Source organism: Actinomadura sp. GTD37 (assembly GCF_041951365.1).
Taxonomy (GTDB): Bacteria; Actinomycetota; Actinomycetes; order Streptosporangiales; family Streptosporangiaceae; genus Spirillospora.
The window spans coordinates 598,805-613,417 of record NZ_JBGNUS010000004.1 but is presented as its reverse complement, the minus strand read 5'-3'; the positions used below and the strand labels follow the sequence as shown (position 1 = coordinate 613,417).

General features: G+C 74.8%; 12 protein-coding genes. 7 read left to right on the top strand and 5 right to left on the bottom strand.

Annotated elements, in window-relative coordinates; all coding sequences use genetic code 11:
• The first annotated feature begins 27 nt into the window (after positions 1-27).
• The 4 genes from ACA511_RS24300 to ACA511_RS24285 all read left to right on the top strand — a co-directional run bounded on the left by ACA511_RS24300 (position 28) and on the right by ACA511_RS24285 (position 8,424).
• On the top strand, positions 28-1,461 hold the full coding sequence (locus ACA511_RS24300) for a rhamnulokinase family protein (RefSeq protein WP_375026879.1): 1,434 nt from the start codon (positions 28-30) through the stop codon (positions 1,459-1,461).
• Between the two features lie 260 nt (positions 1,462-1,721).
• Complete coding sequence (locus ACA511_RS24295; protein ID WP_375026878.1) at positions 1,722-4,655, top strand: AAA family ATPase; 2,934 nt, start codon at positions 1,722-1,724, stop codon at positions 4,653-4,655.
• 134 nt (positions 4,656-4,789) lie between these two features.
• On the top strand, positions 4,790-5,884 hold the full coding sequence (locus tag ACA511_RS24290; protein ID WP_375026877.1) for an alpha/beta hydrolase: 1,095 nt from the start codon (positions 4,790-4,792) through the stop codon (positions 5,882-5,884).
• A complete protein-coding gene (locus tag ACA511_RS24285) occupies positions 5,884-8,424 on the top strand; it encodes a GMC oxidoreductase (RefSeq protein ID WP_375026876.1) in 2,541 nt (846 codons plus the stop codon). Before ACA511_RS24290 ends, ACA511_RS24285 begins: the two co-directional genes overlap by 1 nt.
• A gap of 147 nt (positions 8,425-8,571) precedes the next feature.
• On the opposite strand, the gene ACA511_RS24280 is transcribed toward ACA511_RS24285, so the two are convergent.
• From ACA511_RS24280 to ACA511_RS24270, 3 genes are all read right to left on the bottom strand, one after another.
• Positions 8,572-9,021: an SRPBCC family protein gene (locus ACA511_RS24280; RefSeq protein ID WP_375026875.1), complete on the bottom strand. Its 450-nt coding sequence runs from the start codon at positions 9,019-9,021 to the stop codon at positions 8,572-8,574.
• A 76-nt stretch (positions 9,022-9,097) separates the two neighbouring features.
• Positions 9,098-9,523 carry a PPOX class F420-dependent oxidoreductase gene (locus ACA511_RS24275; protein WP_375026874.1) on the bottom strand — a complete coding sequence of 142 codons (426 nt, stop codon included), beginning with the start codon at positions 9,521-9,523 and terminating at the stop codon, positions 9,098-9,100.
• Between the two features lie 83 nt (positions 9,524-9,606).
• Complete coding sequence (locus tag ACA511_RS24270) at positions 9,607-10,302, bottom strand: hypothetical protein (RefSeq protein ID WP_375026873.1); 696 nt, start codon at positions 10,300-10,302, stop codon at positions 9,607-9,609.
• 431 nt (positions 10,303-10,733) lie between these two features.
• On the opposite strand from ACA511_RS24270, the gene ACA511_RS24265 reads away from it, so the two are divergent.
• From ACA511_RS24265 to ACA511_RS24255, 3 genes are all read left to right on the top strand, one after another.
• A complete protein-coding gene (locus tag ACA511_RS24265; protein ID WP_207924185.1) occupies positions 10,734-11,222 on the top strand; it encodes a sigma-70 family RNA polymerase sigma factor in 489 nt (162 codons plus the stop codon).
• Positions 11,219-11,950: an anti-sigma factor family protein gene (locus ACA511_RS24260; protein WP_375026872.1), complete on the top strand. Its 732-nt coding sequence runs from the start codon at positions 11,219-11,221 to the stop codon at positions 11,948-11,950. Before ACA511_RS24265 ends, ACA511_RS24260 begins: the two co-directional genes overlap by 4 nt.
• A gap of 74 nt (positions 11,951-12,024) precedes the next feature.
• Positions 12,025-12,768 (top strand): hypothetical protein, encoded by a 744-nt coding sequence (locus ACA511_RS24255; protein WP_375026871.1) that lies wholly within the window; start codon positions 12,025-12,027, stop codon positions 12,766-12,768.
• A 7-nt stretch (positions 12,769-12,775) separates the two neighbouring features.
• On the opposite strand, the gene ACA511_RS24250 is transcribed toward ACA511_RS24255, so the two are convergent.
• Together ACA511_RS24250 and ACA511_RS24245 are read right to left on the bottom strand one after the other, a co-directional pair.
• Positions 12,776-13,570 (bottom strand): ABC transporter permease, encoded by a 795-nt coding sequence (locus tag ACA511_RS24250; RefSeq protein ID WP_375026870.1) that lies wholly within the window; start codon positions 13,568-13,570, stop codon positions 12,776-12,778.
• A complete protein-coding gene (locus ACA511_RS24245; RefSeq protein WP_375026869.1) occupies positions 13,567-14,523 on the bottom strand; it encodes an ATP-binding cassette domain-containing protein in 957 nt (318 codons plus the stop codon). Before ACA511_RS24245 ends, ACA511_RS24250 begins: the two co-directional genes overlap by 4 nt.
• Between the last annotated feature and the right edge of the window lie 90 nt (positions 14,524-14,613).

Genomic DNA, 14,613 nt, shown 5'->3' with positions numbered 1-14,613 from the left:
AGGGCCGCCGCCCCGCGAGAAACACGCATGAGCGAGGCGACTTTCGCCGCCGTCGACCTGGGCGCGTCGAGCGGGCGCGTCATGGCCGGGCGCGTCGGGCCCGGCGTCCTCGAACTGGACGAGGTCCGCCGGTTCCCGAACCGTCCCGTCCGGGTGAACGGCACCCTGCACTGGGACGTCCTCGGCCTCTACGGCAACGTCCTCGACGGGCTGCGCGCCGCGCCGTCCGGGCTGGCGTCGGTCGGCATCGACTCGTGGGCGGTCGACTACGGGCTCCTCGACGCGGACGGGGCGCTGCTCGGCAACCCCGTCCACTACCGCGACGCCCGCACCGACGGCGTGATGGACCGCGTCCGCGCCGAACTGGGCGACGACCTCCTGTACCAGGCGTCCGGCCTCCAGTTCCTCCCGTTCAACACGGTCTACCAGCTCCTGGCCGGCGACCTGTCGCGGGCGAGCACGCTGCTGCTGATCCCGGACCTGCTGGCCTACTGGCTGACGGGCGAGATCGGCGCCGAGCGCACCAACGCGTCCACGACCGGCCTCCTGGACGTCCGCGGCGGCGACTGGTCGCACGAACTCCTGGCCCGCCTCGGCCTCCCGGCGGAGATCCTCCCGCCGCTCCGCGACCCCGGCTCGGTCATCGGCGCCCTCCGCCCGGACGTGGCGGCCGAGACCGGCCACGGCGGCCTGCGGGTCGCGGCCGTCGGCTCCCACGACACCGCGTCGGCCGTCGCCGCCGTCCCCGCCGCGGGCCGCCGGTTCGGCTACATCTCGTGCGGCACGTGGTCGCTGGTCGGCGTCGAACTGGACGCGCCCGTCCTGACCGGGGCGAGCCGCGAGGCCAACTTCACCAACGAGGGCGGCGTCGACGGGACGGTCCGCTACCTGCGCAACGTGATGGGCCTGTGGCTGCTCCAGGAGTCCCTGCGCACCTGGGGGAGCCCGGACCTGCCCGCCCTGCTCGCCGAGGCCGCGCGGGCCCCCGGCCTGCGCTCGCTGATCGACCCGGACGATCCCGAGTTCCTGCCGCCCGGCGACATGCCGGCCCGCATCGCCGCGCACTGCCGCCGCCGCGGGTTCCCCGAGCCGGAGACCCGCGCCGAGACCGTCCGCTGCGTCATGGACAGCCTCGCCCTGGCGCACCGCGCGACGCTGCGGCGGGCCGCGTCGCTCTCCGGCACCGACATCGAGGTCGTCCACCTGGTGGGCGGCGGAAGCCGCAACGACCTGCTGTGCCGCCTGACCGCCGACGCGGCCGGCCTCCCGGTCGTGGCCGGGCCGGTCGAGGCGACGGCCCTCGGCAACGTGCTGGCCCAGGCGCGCGCGCAGGGGGTCGTCGGGGACCTGGCCGAGTCCCGCCGACTGGTCGCGGCCACGCAGGACCTCCGCCGCTACACGCCGTCCGGCGACGAGTCCCGCTGGCGGGAGGCCGCCGTCCGCCTCGGCCTGGAGACCTGACCGCGGCGGGAGAGCCGGCGGATGTCACGGCACCGCGACGGTTTACCCACCCGAGGTTGACACGGGGCCTCCGAGGGCCGTTCATAGCTATGTACATACGGTCACGGAGAAGGCCGTCCCGCGGGCGGCACACGCGAGCGAGGGCGTGTTGTCCGCCTTATTGACGTTCCACCCGATAAGGTAAATCCCGCCAATTCTCAGAGACCACCACGAAGCATGATCACGGCGTATCGACCGCCTGTCGCTGTTGGGATGTGGACATGCAGGCTCGTGCGGCGCGCGAGGCCGGGGGCTCCGGCAACGCTCCGCTGGTCGGGCGGCGGGACGCGCTGCAGGAGATCGAACGCGTCCTGGACGCGGCCGCGGGCGGCTACGGCTTCCTCGCGGTGGTCGGCGAGCCCGGCGCCGGCAAGACGCGGCTGCTGAACGAGCTGGCCGACGGGGCGATCGCCAGGGAGCTGCCGTTCGTGGCCGGGCGGGCGGCCGAATTCGAGCAGGAGATGCCGTTCGGCGCCGTGGTCGACGCCCTCGACGACCGCCTCGAAGAGCACGCCACCGGCCTGTCCGCGGGCGCGCTGCGCCTGCTCGGGACGGTGTTCCCCGCGCTGGCCGACCTCACCGGGGAGCCGTCCTTCGCCTCGCCGGAGTCGCAGGTGGCGCGGTACCAGCTGCACCGGACCGTCCGGCACCTGCTGGAGGAGCTGGCCGAGCCGGCCGGGCTGGTGCTGATCCTGGACGACCTGCACTGGGCCGACGACGCGACGATCGAGCTGCTGGACCACCTCGTCCGGCACCCGCCGCGCGCCCGGGTGCTGGTCGCCGTCGCCTACCGGCCCGCGCAGGCGTCGCCGCGGCTGGCGGCCCTGGTGGACGCGGCCGGCCCGCAGGGCGTGCGGGTCGCCGTCGACCCGCTCACGCAGAGCGAGGTCCGCGAGTTCCTCGGCCCGGACGTCAGCCGGTCGCGCTGCGAGTCGCTGTTCAAGGCCAGCGGCGGCAACCCCTTCTACCTGGAGGCGCTCGCCAAGATGGCGGGCGGCGCCGCGCCGGTGTCCGGAAACGGCCTCGACCGGCACTGGGAGAAGGGCGTCGCGAACCTGACCGAGGTGCCGCCCGCGGTGCGCGCGGCACTGCAGGTGGAGCTGAGCGCCCTGCCGCCGCAGGCGCTGCGGATGGCGCGCGGCGCCGCCGCCGCCGCGGACGTGTTCGAGCCCGCGCTCGCCGCCGTCGCCGCCGAGATCGAGCCCGGCGAGGCGCTCGCCGCGCTGGACGTGCTGACCGGCCACGACGTGGTGCGGCCCGCGCCGGGCGGCCGGTTCCGGTTCCGGCACCCCCTCGTCCGGCACGTCGCCTACGCCTCCACGGCGGCGGGCTGGCGGATCGCCGCGCACTCGCGGGTCGCGGCGCGGCTCGCCGACCTCGGCGCCCCGGCGGCCGTCCGCGCCCACCACGTGGTGCGCTCGGCGCGGTTCGGCGACGCCGAGGCGATCCGGACGCTGGTGGAGGCCGCCCGCGTCGTCGCCCTCCAGGCTCCCGGCACCGCCGCGTACTGGCTGCAGGCCGCGCTCGACCTGATGCCCGACGCCCCCGGCGACGCCTACCCCGACCGGTGGGAGCTGCTCGTCGAGCTGACCTTCATGCAGGCCGTCAGCGGCCACGCCGAGGAGGGCCGCGAGACCGCCCGGACGCTGCTCGGGCTGCTGCCGCCCGACGACATCGTCCGCCGCGCGCGGACCGTCCACATGTGCGCGATCATGGAGCGGCAGATCGGCCGGATCCACGAGGCCCGCGCCCTGGTCCTGGACGAGCTGCGCCGCATCACCGACCGGCAGACCCCCGAGGCGGTGCTGCTGCGCATCCGGCTCGTCGCCGACCGGATCCAGCGCATCGACACCCGCGGATCCCACGCCATCCTGGAGACGATCCCCGGCAGCGCCCCCGGGTGGAGCCCCGGGCTGACCGCGGCGGTCGCGTCGATGCGCCCGATGGTCGCCTACGGGCGCGGCGAGGTCGAGGAGGCGATCGCCTACGCGCAGACCGCCGACCAGCTGTTCTCCGCCGCGTCCGACAACGACTTCGCCGACTGCCTGGACTGCTTCGCCTGGCTGGTGTTCGCCGAGTGCTTCCTCGGCATGTACGACGAGGCGCTGCGGCACGCCGAGCGGCTGGTGTCGATCACCCGGGCGACGGGGCAGACGTTCGTGCTCGGCTACATGCTGGCCGGGCAGTCCCGCGTGCTGGCGCAGCTCGGCCGGCTGGAGGAGGCCGCGGCCGTCGCCGACGAGGCCACCGCGGTCGGCCGCGACCTGCGCTCGCAGGAGACCCTGGCCTACGGGCTGATCCAGCAGTGCCTGACCGCGTCGTGGACGGGCGACCACGAGCGCGCGATGCGCGCCGGGGAGGAGGCCGTCGCCAACGACACCGGCTCCGGCGAGTGGTGGACGCACATGGCGCACGTCGCCCGCGCCATCGCGATGATCAACGAGGGCCGGCTGGAGGAGGGCGCCACCGCGCTGATCGCCGCGTGCGGCGACGGCACCCAGGGCCTCGACTTCGGCACGCTCGGCATCTGCGCCGAGGCGCTCGCGAACGTCCGCGCCGCGCAGGACGACACCGCAGACGCCGCGAACTGGGCCGACATCGCCGAGGCGATCGCGGGCCCGGCGCTGACCGGCGACGTCGGGCTCGCGCGGCTGGCCCGCGCGCACGCGCTGCGGGCCGCCGACCCGGCCGCCTCCGCGGCGCTGGCGGCCGAGGCCGCCGACCTGCTCACCAAGGCCGGGCGGCGGCCCGAGGCGGGCCGCGCCGAACTGGCCGCCGGGCTCGCGCTCGCCGCCGCCGGGGACCGCGCCCAGGCCAGGGAGCGGCTGCGCGCCGCCGCGGAGGTCTTCGAGTCCTGCGGGATGAAGGGGCTGCACGCGCAGGTCGTCCGCGAGCAGCGCCGCCTCGGCGTGCGCGTCCCGGCCGCCGGGACGGCCGCGGGGGGCGCCAAGGGGAAGAAGGACCTGCCGTTCGGGTTGTCGCCGCGCGAGCACGAGATCGCGCTGCTGGTCGCCGACGGCCTCGGCAACCAGCAGATCGCCGAGCGCCTCTACCTCAGCGTCCGGACGGTCGAGACGCACCTGTCCCGCGTCTTCGCCAAGATCGGCGTGTCCTCGCGGGTCGGCGTCGCGACCGCGATGAACCGTTCCGAGTAGTTCCGACTCTTAGTTCACGTACGTCCCTTACGTGAAGCGGGTCCGGACGCACAGGTAAGTACGGGTTCTCCACGATGCCGCGCCGATATCCGCGTTTGGCAAGGTTGGAGCGTCAGGAAGCGGAGGAGATGGACATGGATCAGCAGCGGATCGCGCGCTTCACGCACGCGGGCGTCGCCGACGCCGAGGTGTCCGCGCACCCCTTCTCCACCGACGACGGGCTGGGCCTGAACCTGACCCGGTTCCGCCGCGACGACTGCGACGACGTCGTCCTGCTGGTGCACGGGCTGACGACGTCCAGCGACATGTACATCATGCCGGAGCACACCAACCTGGTGAACTACCTGCACGACGCCGGGTTCGGCGACGTGTGGGCGGCGGACTTCCGGATCAGCGGCCGGTTCCCCTACAACGCCGAGACCGCCAGGCACGACCTCGACGCCATCGCGCTCTACGACCACCCGGCGGCGCTCGCCGAGCTGCGCCGCCACGTCGGAGGCCGCCGGGTGCACGTGATCACGCACTGCGTGGGCGCGATCTCGTTCTCCATGGCGCTGTTCGCCGGCACCGTCGGCGACATCGCCAGCGTCGTCTGCAACAGCGTCTCGGTCACCCCGCGGACCCCGCTCTGGTCGAGGATCAAGCTCGGCTACGGGCCCGCGCTGATGGAGTACCTCGTCGGGCCCTGCCACCTCGACCCCAGGTACGGCAGCGCCCCCGTCATGACGCGCGGCTGGATGCTCTCCAAGGCCGTCGCGCCGTTCCACCGCGAGTGCGACGAGCCCGCCTGCCACATGCTCAGCTTCATGTGGGGCGGCGGCAAGCCGATCTACACGCACGAGAAGATGTCGCCGGTCACGCACGGCCGGCTGCCCGACCTGTTCGGGGCCTGCAACGTCAACTACTACCGGCACCTGCACGCGATGGTGAAGGCCGGCCGCGCGGTGAAGCACCGCACCCGCGACCCCCGCTTCGCCGCGCTGCCGGACGACTACCTGTCGCGCGCCGACACGGTCACGACACCGATCCTGTTCCTCACCGGAGACCGCAACCACGTGTTCACCGACTCCAACATCGTCTGCCACCGCACCCTGGAGAAGATCACGCCCGGCCTGCACGAGCTCGCGATCCTGCCCGGCTACGGCCACCAGGACCCGTTCATGGGGCGCGACTCTGCCACCGAGGTGTTCCCCCAGGTCGTCGACTTCCTCAAGCGGAAGGCGGGCTGATGAGCGGAGCGCAGCGGAGCGGAGGCCGGGAGCACGCCGGCGCCGTCGTGGTCGGGTCCGGGTTCGGCGGGTCCGTCGCCGCGTACCGGCTGGCGGAGGCGGGCGAGTCGGTCGTCCTGCTGGAGCGCGGGCAGCCGTACCCGCCGGGGAGCTTCCCCCGCTCGCCGTCCGAGATGGGACGGGCGTTCTGGGACCCGGCCGCGGGCCTGTACGGGATGTTCGACGTGTGGAGCTTCAAGGGCTGCGACTCGGTCGTGTCGTCCGGCCTCGGCGGCGGGTCGCTGATCTACGCGAACGTGCTGCTGCGCAAGGACGAGCGCTGGTTCGTCAACGACCGCCCGGACGGCGGCCACGACCCGTGGCCGATCACCCGCGCCGACCTCGACCCGCACTACGACGCGGTCGAGAAGATGCTGGGCGCGACGCCGTACCCGCTGGAGCAGGTCCCGTTCGACGACACCCCGAAGACGCACGCCATGCAGGACGCGGCGGCCGAGCTGGGGCTGCAGATCTCGCTGCCGCCGCTCGCGGTCAGCTTCGCGTCCCGGCCCGGCGGCACGCCCGGTGTCAGCCTGCCGATCGCGGACGCCGGCTACGGCAACGTCCACGGCGCCGGGCGGCGGACGTGCAAGCTGTGCGGCGAGTGCGACATCGGCTGCAACGAGGGCGCCAAGAACAGCCTCGACCACACCTACCTGTCGGCGGCGGCGCACCACGGCGCCGACATCCGCACCTCCCACGAGGTGAAGGCGATCCGGCCGCGGCCGGGCGGCGGGTACGAGGTCGACTACGTCCACCACGCCGACCTGGCGGCGAAGAAGAACCGCCCGCCCGTCCAGACGATCACCTGCGACCGGCTGATCCTGGGCGCCGGCACCTACGGCACCACGTTCCTGCTGCTGAAGTCGCGGGACGCGTTCCCCGGCCTGCCGGAGGCGCTCGGCACCCGGTTCAGCGGCAACGGCGACCTGCTGACGTTCCTGCTGCGCGCCAAGGACCGCAACCGCGTCCGGCCGCTGAACGCCGCCCGCGGCCCGGTGATCACCACCGCGATCCGGCTGCCGGACGAGCTGGACGGCGTGCCCGGCGCGGGCCGCGGCGCCTACATCGAGGACGGCGGCTACCCCGGCTTCACCGACTGGATCGTCGACAGCCTCGACCTCGGCAACGACTTCGAGCGCGCCGTGAAGTTCCTGTGGAACCGGTTCACCGAGTTCTTCAAGGACGCGCCCGACACGAACCTGTCCAAGGAGATCGCGGACCTGATCGGCGACGGCGCCCTCACGGTGAGCTCGCTGCCGCTGCTCGGCATGGGCCGCGACACCGCCGACGGGCGGCTGCGCCTGAAGGGCGGCCGGCTCGCCGCCGACTGGACGGCCGAGACCAGCGAGGCGCTGTTCAACCGCGTCCGCAAGACGATGCAGGGGATCGCGGACGTGCTCGGCGCCGACTACGCCGACAACCCGATGTGGTTCCGCAAGCGCATCGTCACCGTCCATCCGCTGGGCGGCGCCCCCATGGGCGCCCACCAGGGCGAGGGCGTCTGCGACGCCTTCGGCGAGGTGTTCGGGTTCCCGGGCCTCTACATCGCCGACGGGGCGGCGATGCCGGGTCCGGTGGGCCCGAACCCCTCGCTCACCATCGCCGCGCAGGCCGACCGCATGGCCACGCGGCTGCTGGAGGACGCGTCCGCACGACGGCGTGCGGACCGGCCCGAGACCGCCCCGTCTGCCACGGGGGCCGAGCCGGCCGGGGGAGCCGGCTCGCTTGACGGGGCGGGGAACGGCTCGGCGCGAGGCCCGTTCCCGGGGGCGGCGGGGGCCGCCCCCGCGCAGGAGACCGGACCCTCGCGGGAGGTGCGGGGGGTCGCCCTTCCGCGAGGGGCCGGAACGGTTCCGGGGAGCCGCGGCGGGGCACGGGGGCCGTCCCCCGTCGCGGCGGGCCGCACGTCGCTGTCGTTCACCGAGGAGATGAAGGGGTTCGTCACCTACGGGGAGGACGACCCGCGGATCGGCGAACTGGCGGACGGGCGCCGCCCCCTGTCGTTCCGGCTGACGATCACCGCGGAGGACACCGAGCGGTTCCTCGCCGAGCCCGGCCACGAGGCGAAGGCCGAGGGCTGGATCGACGCGGGCGGGCACGGGGGCCGCTGCCCGGTCGAGCGGGGCACGTTCAACCTGTTCGTCGCGGACGGCGCGGACGACCGGCGGCTGATGAGGTACCGGCTGTTCTACACCGACGGCGAGGACCGGCGGCGGACGCTGAGCGGGCACAAGGACGTGCTGCACGGGCCGCCGACGCGGATCTGGCCGGACACCTCCACGCTCTACGTGCGGCTGCTGGACGGCCACGTCGGCGCGGAGGCGGAGGACGGCGCGGACGTCGTCGCGGCGGGGGTGCTGCACATCCGGCTGACGGACTTCGCGCGGCAGCTGACGACGTTCCGCACGTCCGGCCCGGACGGGGCGGGCACGCTCCTCGACTTCGGCAGGTTCTTCGCCGGGGAGCTGTGGGAGGTGTACGGCCCGGATCCCGTCTGACGGGGTCCGCCTGGGGGGCCAGGATCGTGCAGGCCGAGGGAACTGCGGGGTGCTCTCGGCCTGCACCTTTTCGCCGGAGGCCGCGCGGGGGGTCGCGCGGCCTCCGGCCTTATGCCGGGGCGCCGGGGAGCCGCCCCCGCGGGCGGCCTAGATGCCGGTGGCGCTGCGGGCGGGGCAGCCGGGCGGGCAGTTCTCCAGGTGCGCGGGCAGCCACCGGACGAACGCCTTCAGCATCAGCCCCAGCGAGAACCCGACCAGCCTGCCGGTGCCGGGGATCAGCGGCTGGAAGTCCGCCTCCCAGCGGATGGCCGTGCCGGAGTCGCCGGCCTCCAGGTGGACGTCCGAGCGGTAGCGGCGCACGGGCAGCCCCGACAGGGCGATGTAGCCGAAGTGCGAGTACGGCTCGTAGGCGACGGTCTGCTCGCTGGCGGGCCAGATCCGCTTGACCGTCCCGACCCCGTAGGTGGTGGTGTCGCCCTTGCGCGCCTGCTTGGCGGGTATCGGGAACCTGCCCCATGCGCCCCACGCCTCGGGGACGGCCAGGTGCCGGAACACCTCTTCGGGCGCGGCGCTGGTGGTGGCGGTGGCCTGGATCATCACCGAACCGTAGCCACCCGCGCACCGCCCCCACAAGACCGGCCGGCCCGCGGGACCGGCCGGCCGGCGGGACGGGTCAGCGCGCCTGCCCGTAGAGGCGTTCGACGTGCAGGCGGATGACGAGGCGGCCGTCCGCGACCATGACGCGCCGGTACTCGTCCCAGTCGGGGTGCTCGCCGCGGATGTCGCGGTACACCTGCACCAGCTCGTCCACGGCCGCGTCCTGCGGGTCGGCGGCGACGGCGGACAGCTCGGCGGCGCCCTCGGCGACGGCCCAGGACCAGCCGTCCGGGGCGCTGACGTGCAGGCTGGCGCGCGGGTCGCGGGCGAGGTTGCGGGCCTTGGCGCGGTCGGCGGTGACCGAGATCCGCACGAGCCGGCGGGCCTCGTCGAAGTGGTAGTTGATGTTGGACAGCTGCGGCCGCCCGTCCCGCTTCAGTGTGGCGAGGACCCCGAGGTCCCGCTCCTCCAGCAGCTTCACCAGTGCCGCGTCGTCCGCCATCGTCCGCCTCCGTGGAGAGTGATCCGCTTTCCGGCGACAACCACCGGCCGGGCGATTCCCTTCCCGCCGGCGTGTCCTTCCCGCTAGCGCGCCGCGGCCGTGGGGAGGGTCAGGACGCGGGCGTGCGGCGGCGGCCCGGTGTCCGGACCGCCCCGCTCGCCGCCGGAGCCCGCGTTCCGCCGGCCGTCGGAGCGGGCGGCGCGGCCGGTGTGGATGTGGCCGCGGAACGCGGTGCCCTTCGCGACGACCTTGACGGCCTGGAAGTCGCGCGGCGGCAGCGCGCAGAACCCGGTCCGGACGACGTCGTCGAACAGCGAGTCCGAGACGACGTAGGCCAGGTCGCGGCCGGCGTCACCGGACAGCAGGCGGCGCAGCGGCCCCGCGTCCAGCAGCCGCTGGACGACGATGGGCGCGTCGCCCGCGGGCCCGAACGGCCCGGCGGTCAGCGTGCCGTGGTGCAGCGCGAGCCGCACCCGAAGCCGGAACCGGCCCGCGTCGCGGTTGGCCTCGCGCAGCGCCTCGTCGAGGCCGATCACGAAGTCGCCGGCCACCGGCGCGGGGTCGGTCCCGGCCGGCAGCGTGGCGAGCTCGCCGTCCCCGCCGACCTGCTTGTCCCAGCGGGCGCGGTCGAGGCCGACGCCGCGCGCGGCCCGGTCGAGCGCGTCCGACAGCTGCCGCTGCGCGAGCAGCTGCTCGCGCGTGTCGCGCTTGCTGTACCCCTGGATGTCCACCGCCAGCAGCAGGCGGTAGCTGAGCTGCGCTTCCCCGTTTCCTTCCACTGTGCCGATCCCGCCCCTCGGTCCTCTCTGGGCAAATGGGCCTGATGCCCGCATTCGCTCCAAGCGTGGAGTGAGCGTTGCCCCGCTGAGGACTCCGTGCCGCGATCGTCTCGCCGTCCTTGCGCCCCTTGGACGCGACACGGTGATCGTCCGCGCCGGAAGGTAAGGAAAACCTGGCGAACTAGTTAGCCATATTCCGGAATATGCACCACGAACCGGGCTCGGTTGAACCGGACGGCCCGGGATCGCGTACTGCCTCCCAGCGTGACACCCGACTCATGGTCACCGCGTCGTCCCGCCCCCGCACCCGCCCGGAGACCCCGATGGCCCACAGATCACCGGCCGCCTCGGCCACCCGCGAACGCCCTCCCGGACCGTGGAGCTGGTTCCGCGGCCCGCAGCCCGCCGGCGGCGTGGACGACCAGGTGATCGTGACCGAGCTGTACCGCGTGTACGGGCGTCCGCTGCTGTCGTTCGTGCTCCGCCTCACCGGCGGCGACCGGCACTGGGCCGAGGACGTCGTGCAGGAGACCATGATCCGCGCCTGGCGGAGCGCGCACCAGCTCGACGAGAACGCGGCCTCGCTGCTGCCGTGGCTCGCGACGGTCGCCCGCCGGATCGTCATCGACGACCAGCGGCGCAAGAACGCACGGCCGCAGGAGGCGGGCGAGGGCCCGCTGGAGAACATGCGGGTGCCCGACGGGTTGGAGGATCTGCTGCGCTCCGTCGTCGTGTCCGAGGCCCTCCTCGCGCTGTCCCCCGCCCACCGCGAGGTCCTCAACGAGACCTTCTTCCGGGACCGCTCGGTCAACGAGGCGGCCAGGCATCTCGGCATCCCCGTGGGCACGGTCAAGTCCCGGGTCTACTACGCGCTCAGGGCGCTGCGCGTCGCCCTGGAGGAGAGGGGCGTGACGCCATGAGCGCGGACATGCTGCACATCGACGTCGGCGCCTACGCCCTCGGCCTGCTGGAGGAGCCGGACCGCCGCGCGTTCGAGGCGCACCTGTCGGCGTGCATGCCCTGCCACGAGGAGCTCGGCGCGCTGCGCGGGCTCGCCCGGACGCTGGACGGCATCGGGCCGATCGCCGAGCCGGCCGACGCGCTGCCGGTCCCGCCCGAGCCCGCCGTGGTCTCGGACCTGATGCGGCACCGGATCGGCCGCCGGCGGCGGCACCGGGCGGCGCGGGCGCTGGCCGCGGCCGCCGCCGGGGTCGTGCTGCTCGGCGGCGCGCTCGGCGCCGGGTTCACGCTCGGCGCCGACCGGGACGCCCAGGCGCGCCCGGCCGCGGGGCAGGACGACGGCACGGCCGCGCTGCTGCGGGACGGGCGGCGGACGTCGGCCACCGACGCGGGCACCGGCGTCACCGGCACCGTCGCCGTGCAGCGCAAGGCGTGGGGCAGCCGGATCGGGATGGAGCTCGGCAAGGTCCGCGGGCCGCTGGAGTGCGAGCTGGTCGCGGTGGACGAGCGCGGCGGCGCGCACACCGTCGCCGGCTGGGCCGTCCCCGCCAAGGGCTACGGGCTGCCGGGGTCGCCGCAGCCGCGGCTGGCGCTGCAGGGCGGCACGGCCCTGCGGCCCGAGGAGATCAGCCGGTTCGAGGTCCGCACGATCGGCGAGGGGCGCACGCTGCTGACCGTCCCCGCGTAGCGGCGGACGCCTCGCGGGGAACCCGCGCTGGGCGTCCGTGCTCGACAGGCCGCTGCGTCTCCTACGCTGAGGGGGTGAGTACGAGCCGGTCTTCGACGGGCCCGGAGCTGATGCTGCCGGGTCTCCGCGACGTGTACGCGGCCTACGTCCGGGAGGCGGACGCCCTGCCGGCGCTGCCCGCCGCGCTGCAGGCGGAGGTGTGGGCGTCCGCGCAGCTCGGCGCGCTGGAGGCGGCGGCCCCGCACGCGCAGGGGCGGCGCGCCGCGCTCGGCGACCTGATCGGCGCCCTGCGGGCGGCGGCGACGCCGGGCGCGCGGGCGTTCCTGCGCGCGATCGCCGCGATCGGCCCGGTGGAGGGCCGCAAGGCGGCGGGACGCGCGGCCGGCGCGCTCGGCGACGTCCCGGCGGCGCCCTGGGAGGGGTCGCTCGGACGGGTCGTGCCCGGCCAGGCGTGGCTGATCCAGGAGGGTCCGCTGGACGGCGACCGGCTCGTCTGCGAGTTCCGCTACGCGGGCGCCGGCACCGCCGGGATGCACGCCGTCGCGGTGCGGCTGTCCTACGGCGACGCCCCCGCCGAGGTCGTGATCGTCGGGGACGTCCCGGCGCTGATGGGGGCGGCGCGGCAGGCCATGCAGGCCGAGTTGTGCGTCGTCCAGCCCTACGAAGCGGCCGCCGCGGGGGCGAGGCTCCGCACCGCGCTGAACATCGCGCCCCGCGGGGGGCGCGCTCCCCATGGGGGGCGCGGCGCGGAGCCCCTGCCCGAGGCGTGCTACCCGGCGCTGCCGCTGGCCCGCCACCGCGCCGCCCTGCTGCCCTAGCGGCGCCTCAGCGGCCGAGGGCCCGGTAGCGGCGGACCGACAGCGGGACGAACACCGCCGCGATCGCCAGCGGCCACGCGACCGCCATCAGCAGGCTGTGCTGCGCCGCCCACGAGCCGCCCGCGGCGGGGTCGCCGAACAGCTCGCGGCACGCCGTGACCGTCGCCGACATGGGGTTCCACTCGGCGATCGCGCCCAGCCAGCCGGGCATGGTGCTCGGCGCGACCAGGGCGCTGGACAGGAACCCGATCGGCCACACCAGGATCTGCACGGCCACCACCGACTCCGGGCCCTTGGCGACCAGCCCGAGGTAGACGCCCGTCCAGATGAGCGAGAACCGCAGGAGCAGCAGGAGCCCGAACCCGGCGAGGGCCTTCGCGGCGCCGTCCTGGACGCGCCAGCCGATCAGCGCGCCGCACGCCGCCATCACGGCCAGGCCGGCGACCGAGTAGATCAGGTCGGCGGTGACCCGGCCGACGACGACGGCGGACGGGGACATCGGCATCGTGCGGAACCGGTCGGTCACGCCCTTCGCCGCGTCGCCCGCGACGCGCACGAACGTCTCCTCCACGCCGAACGCCATCGTCAGGGCGAACATGCCGGGGACGATGAACGCCCGGTAGCTCCCCCCGCCCGGGACGTCCATCTGGCCGCCGAACAGGTAGCCCATCATCAGCACGACCATGACGGGGAACAGCAGGCCCATGGCGATCTGGCCGGGCTGCCGCACCCAGTGGGCGAGGGCGCGGCCGGTGAGCGTCCGCCCGTCGGCGACGGCCCAGCGCATCGTCCGCACGCTCATGCGGGCGCCTCCTCCTTCTCCGTGAGGTGCAGGAACACCTCGTCCAGGGTGGGCCGGCGCAGGCCGATGTCGGCGACCGTGAGGCCCGCCTCGTCCAGGGCGCGGACGGCCTCGGTGAGCGCGGCGGCCCGCTCGGACACCGGCGCGCCGATCCGCAGGGCCTCGGCGTCCACGTCGACCTCCCCCGCCGCGACCCGGCCGACGATCCGGGCCGCCTCGGCGAGGGCGGCGGGATCGTCCAGGACGACCTCGACGCGGTCGCCGCCGAGGCGCCTCTTCAGCTGGTCGGGGGTGCCCTCGGCGATGACGCGGCCGCGGTCGACCACCGAGATGCCGGTGGCGAGCCGGTCGGCCTCCTCCAGGTACTGCGTCGTCAGCAGGACGGTCGTGCCGCCGCCGACCAGCGCGCGGATCGCGTCCCAGACCTCGTTGCGGGCGCGGGGGTCGAGGCCGGTCGTCGGCTCGTCCAGGAACAGCACCGGCGGCGCGAGGATCATGGACGCGGCCAGGTCGAGGCGCCGCCGCATGCCGCCGGAGTACTCCCCCGCGGCCCGGTCGGCGGCGCCGGTGAGCCGGAACCGCTCCAGCAGCTCGTCCGCCCGCCGCCGCGCCTCCTTGGCGCCGAGGTGGTAGAGGCGGCCGAACATGACGAGGTTCTGCCGCCCGCCGAGGATCTCGTCGACGGCCGCGTGCTGCCCGACGAGCCCGATGCTGCGCCGGACCTCGCCGGCGGCGCGCACGACGTCGTGCCCGGCGACCCGGGCGCTCCCGCCGTCCGGCCGGGCCAGCGTCGTCAGGACCCGGACGGCGGTGGTCTTGCCGGCGCCGTTCGGGCCGAGCAGCCCGTGCACGGTGCCGGCGGGCACGCGCAGGTCCAGCCCGGCCAGGGCCTCGGTGTCGCCGTAGCGCTTGCGCAGCCCCTCGGCGACGACGGCGAACCGTGGTTCGGCCATGCGCCCTCCCAAACTATGTACAGAGTACGGATTTTCTGTCCCGGCCAATATAACGTACGTAGTACAGAGTTTCATCCCTGAGAGGATCGG

Bases quoted from the DNA above. Each gene is read 5' to 3' on its own strand.
- ACA511_RS24300 (WP_375026879.1), top strand. From the start codon at position 28: ATGAGCGAGGCGACTTTCGCCGCCGTCGACCTGGGCGCGTCGAGCGGG.
- ACA511_RS24295 (WP_375026878.1), top strand. From the start codon at position 1,722: ATGCAGGCTCGTGCGGCGCGCGAGGCCGGGGGCTCCGGCAACGCTCCG.
- ACA511_RS24290 (WP_375026877.1), top strand. From the start codon at position 4,790: ATGGATCAGCAGCGGATCGCGCGCTTCACGCACGCGGGCGTCGCCGAC.
- ACA511_RS24285 (WP_375026876.1), top strand. From the start codon at position 5,884: ATGAGCGGAGCGCAGCGGAGCGGAGGCCGGGAGCACGCCGGCGCCGTC.
- ACA511_RS24280 (WP_375026875.1), bottom strand. From the start codon at position 9,021: ATGATCCAGGCCACCGCCACCACCAGCGCCGCGCCCGAAGAGGTGTTC.
- ACA511_RS24275 (WP_375026874.1), bottom strand. From the start codon at position 9,523: ATGGCGGACGACGCGGCACTGGTGAAGCTGCTGGAGGAGCGGGACCTC.
- ACA511_RS24260 (WP_375026872.1), top strand. From the start codon at position 11,219: ATGAGCGCGGACATGCTGCACATCGACGTCGGCGCCTACGCCCTCGGC.
- ACA511_RS24250 (WP_375026870.1), bottom strand. From the start codon at position 13,570: ATGAGCGTGCGGACGATGCGCTGGGCCGTCGCCGACGGGCGGACGCTC.
- ACA511_RS24245 (WP_375026869.1), bottom strand. From the start codon at position 14,523: ATGGCCGAACCACGGTTCGCCGTCGTCGCCGAGGGGCTGCGCAAGCGC.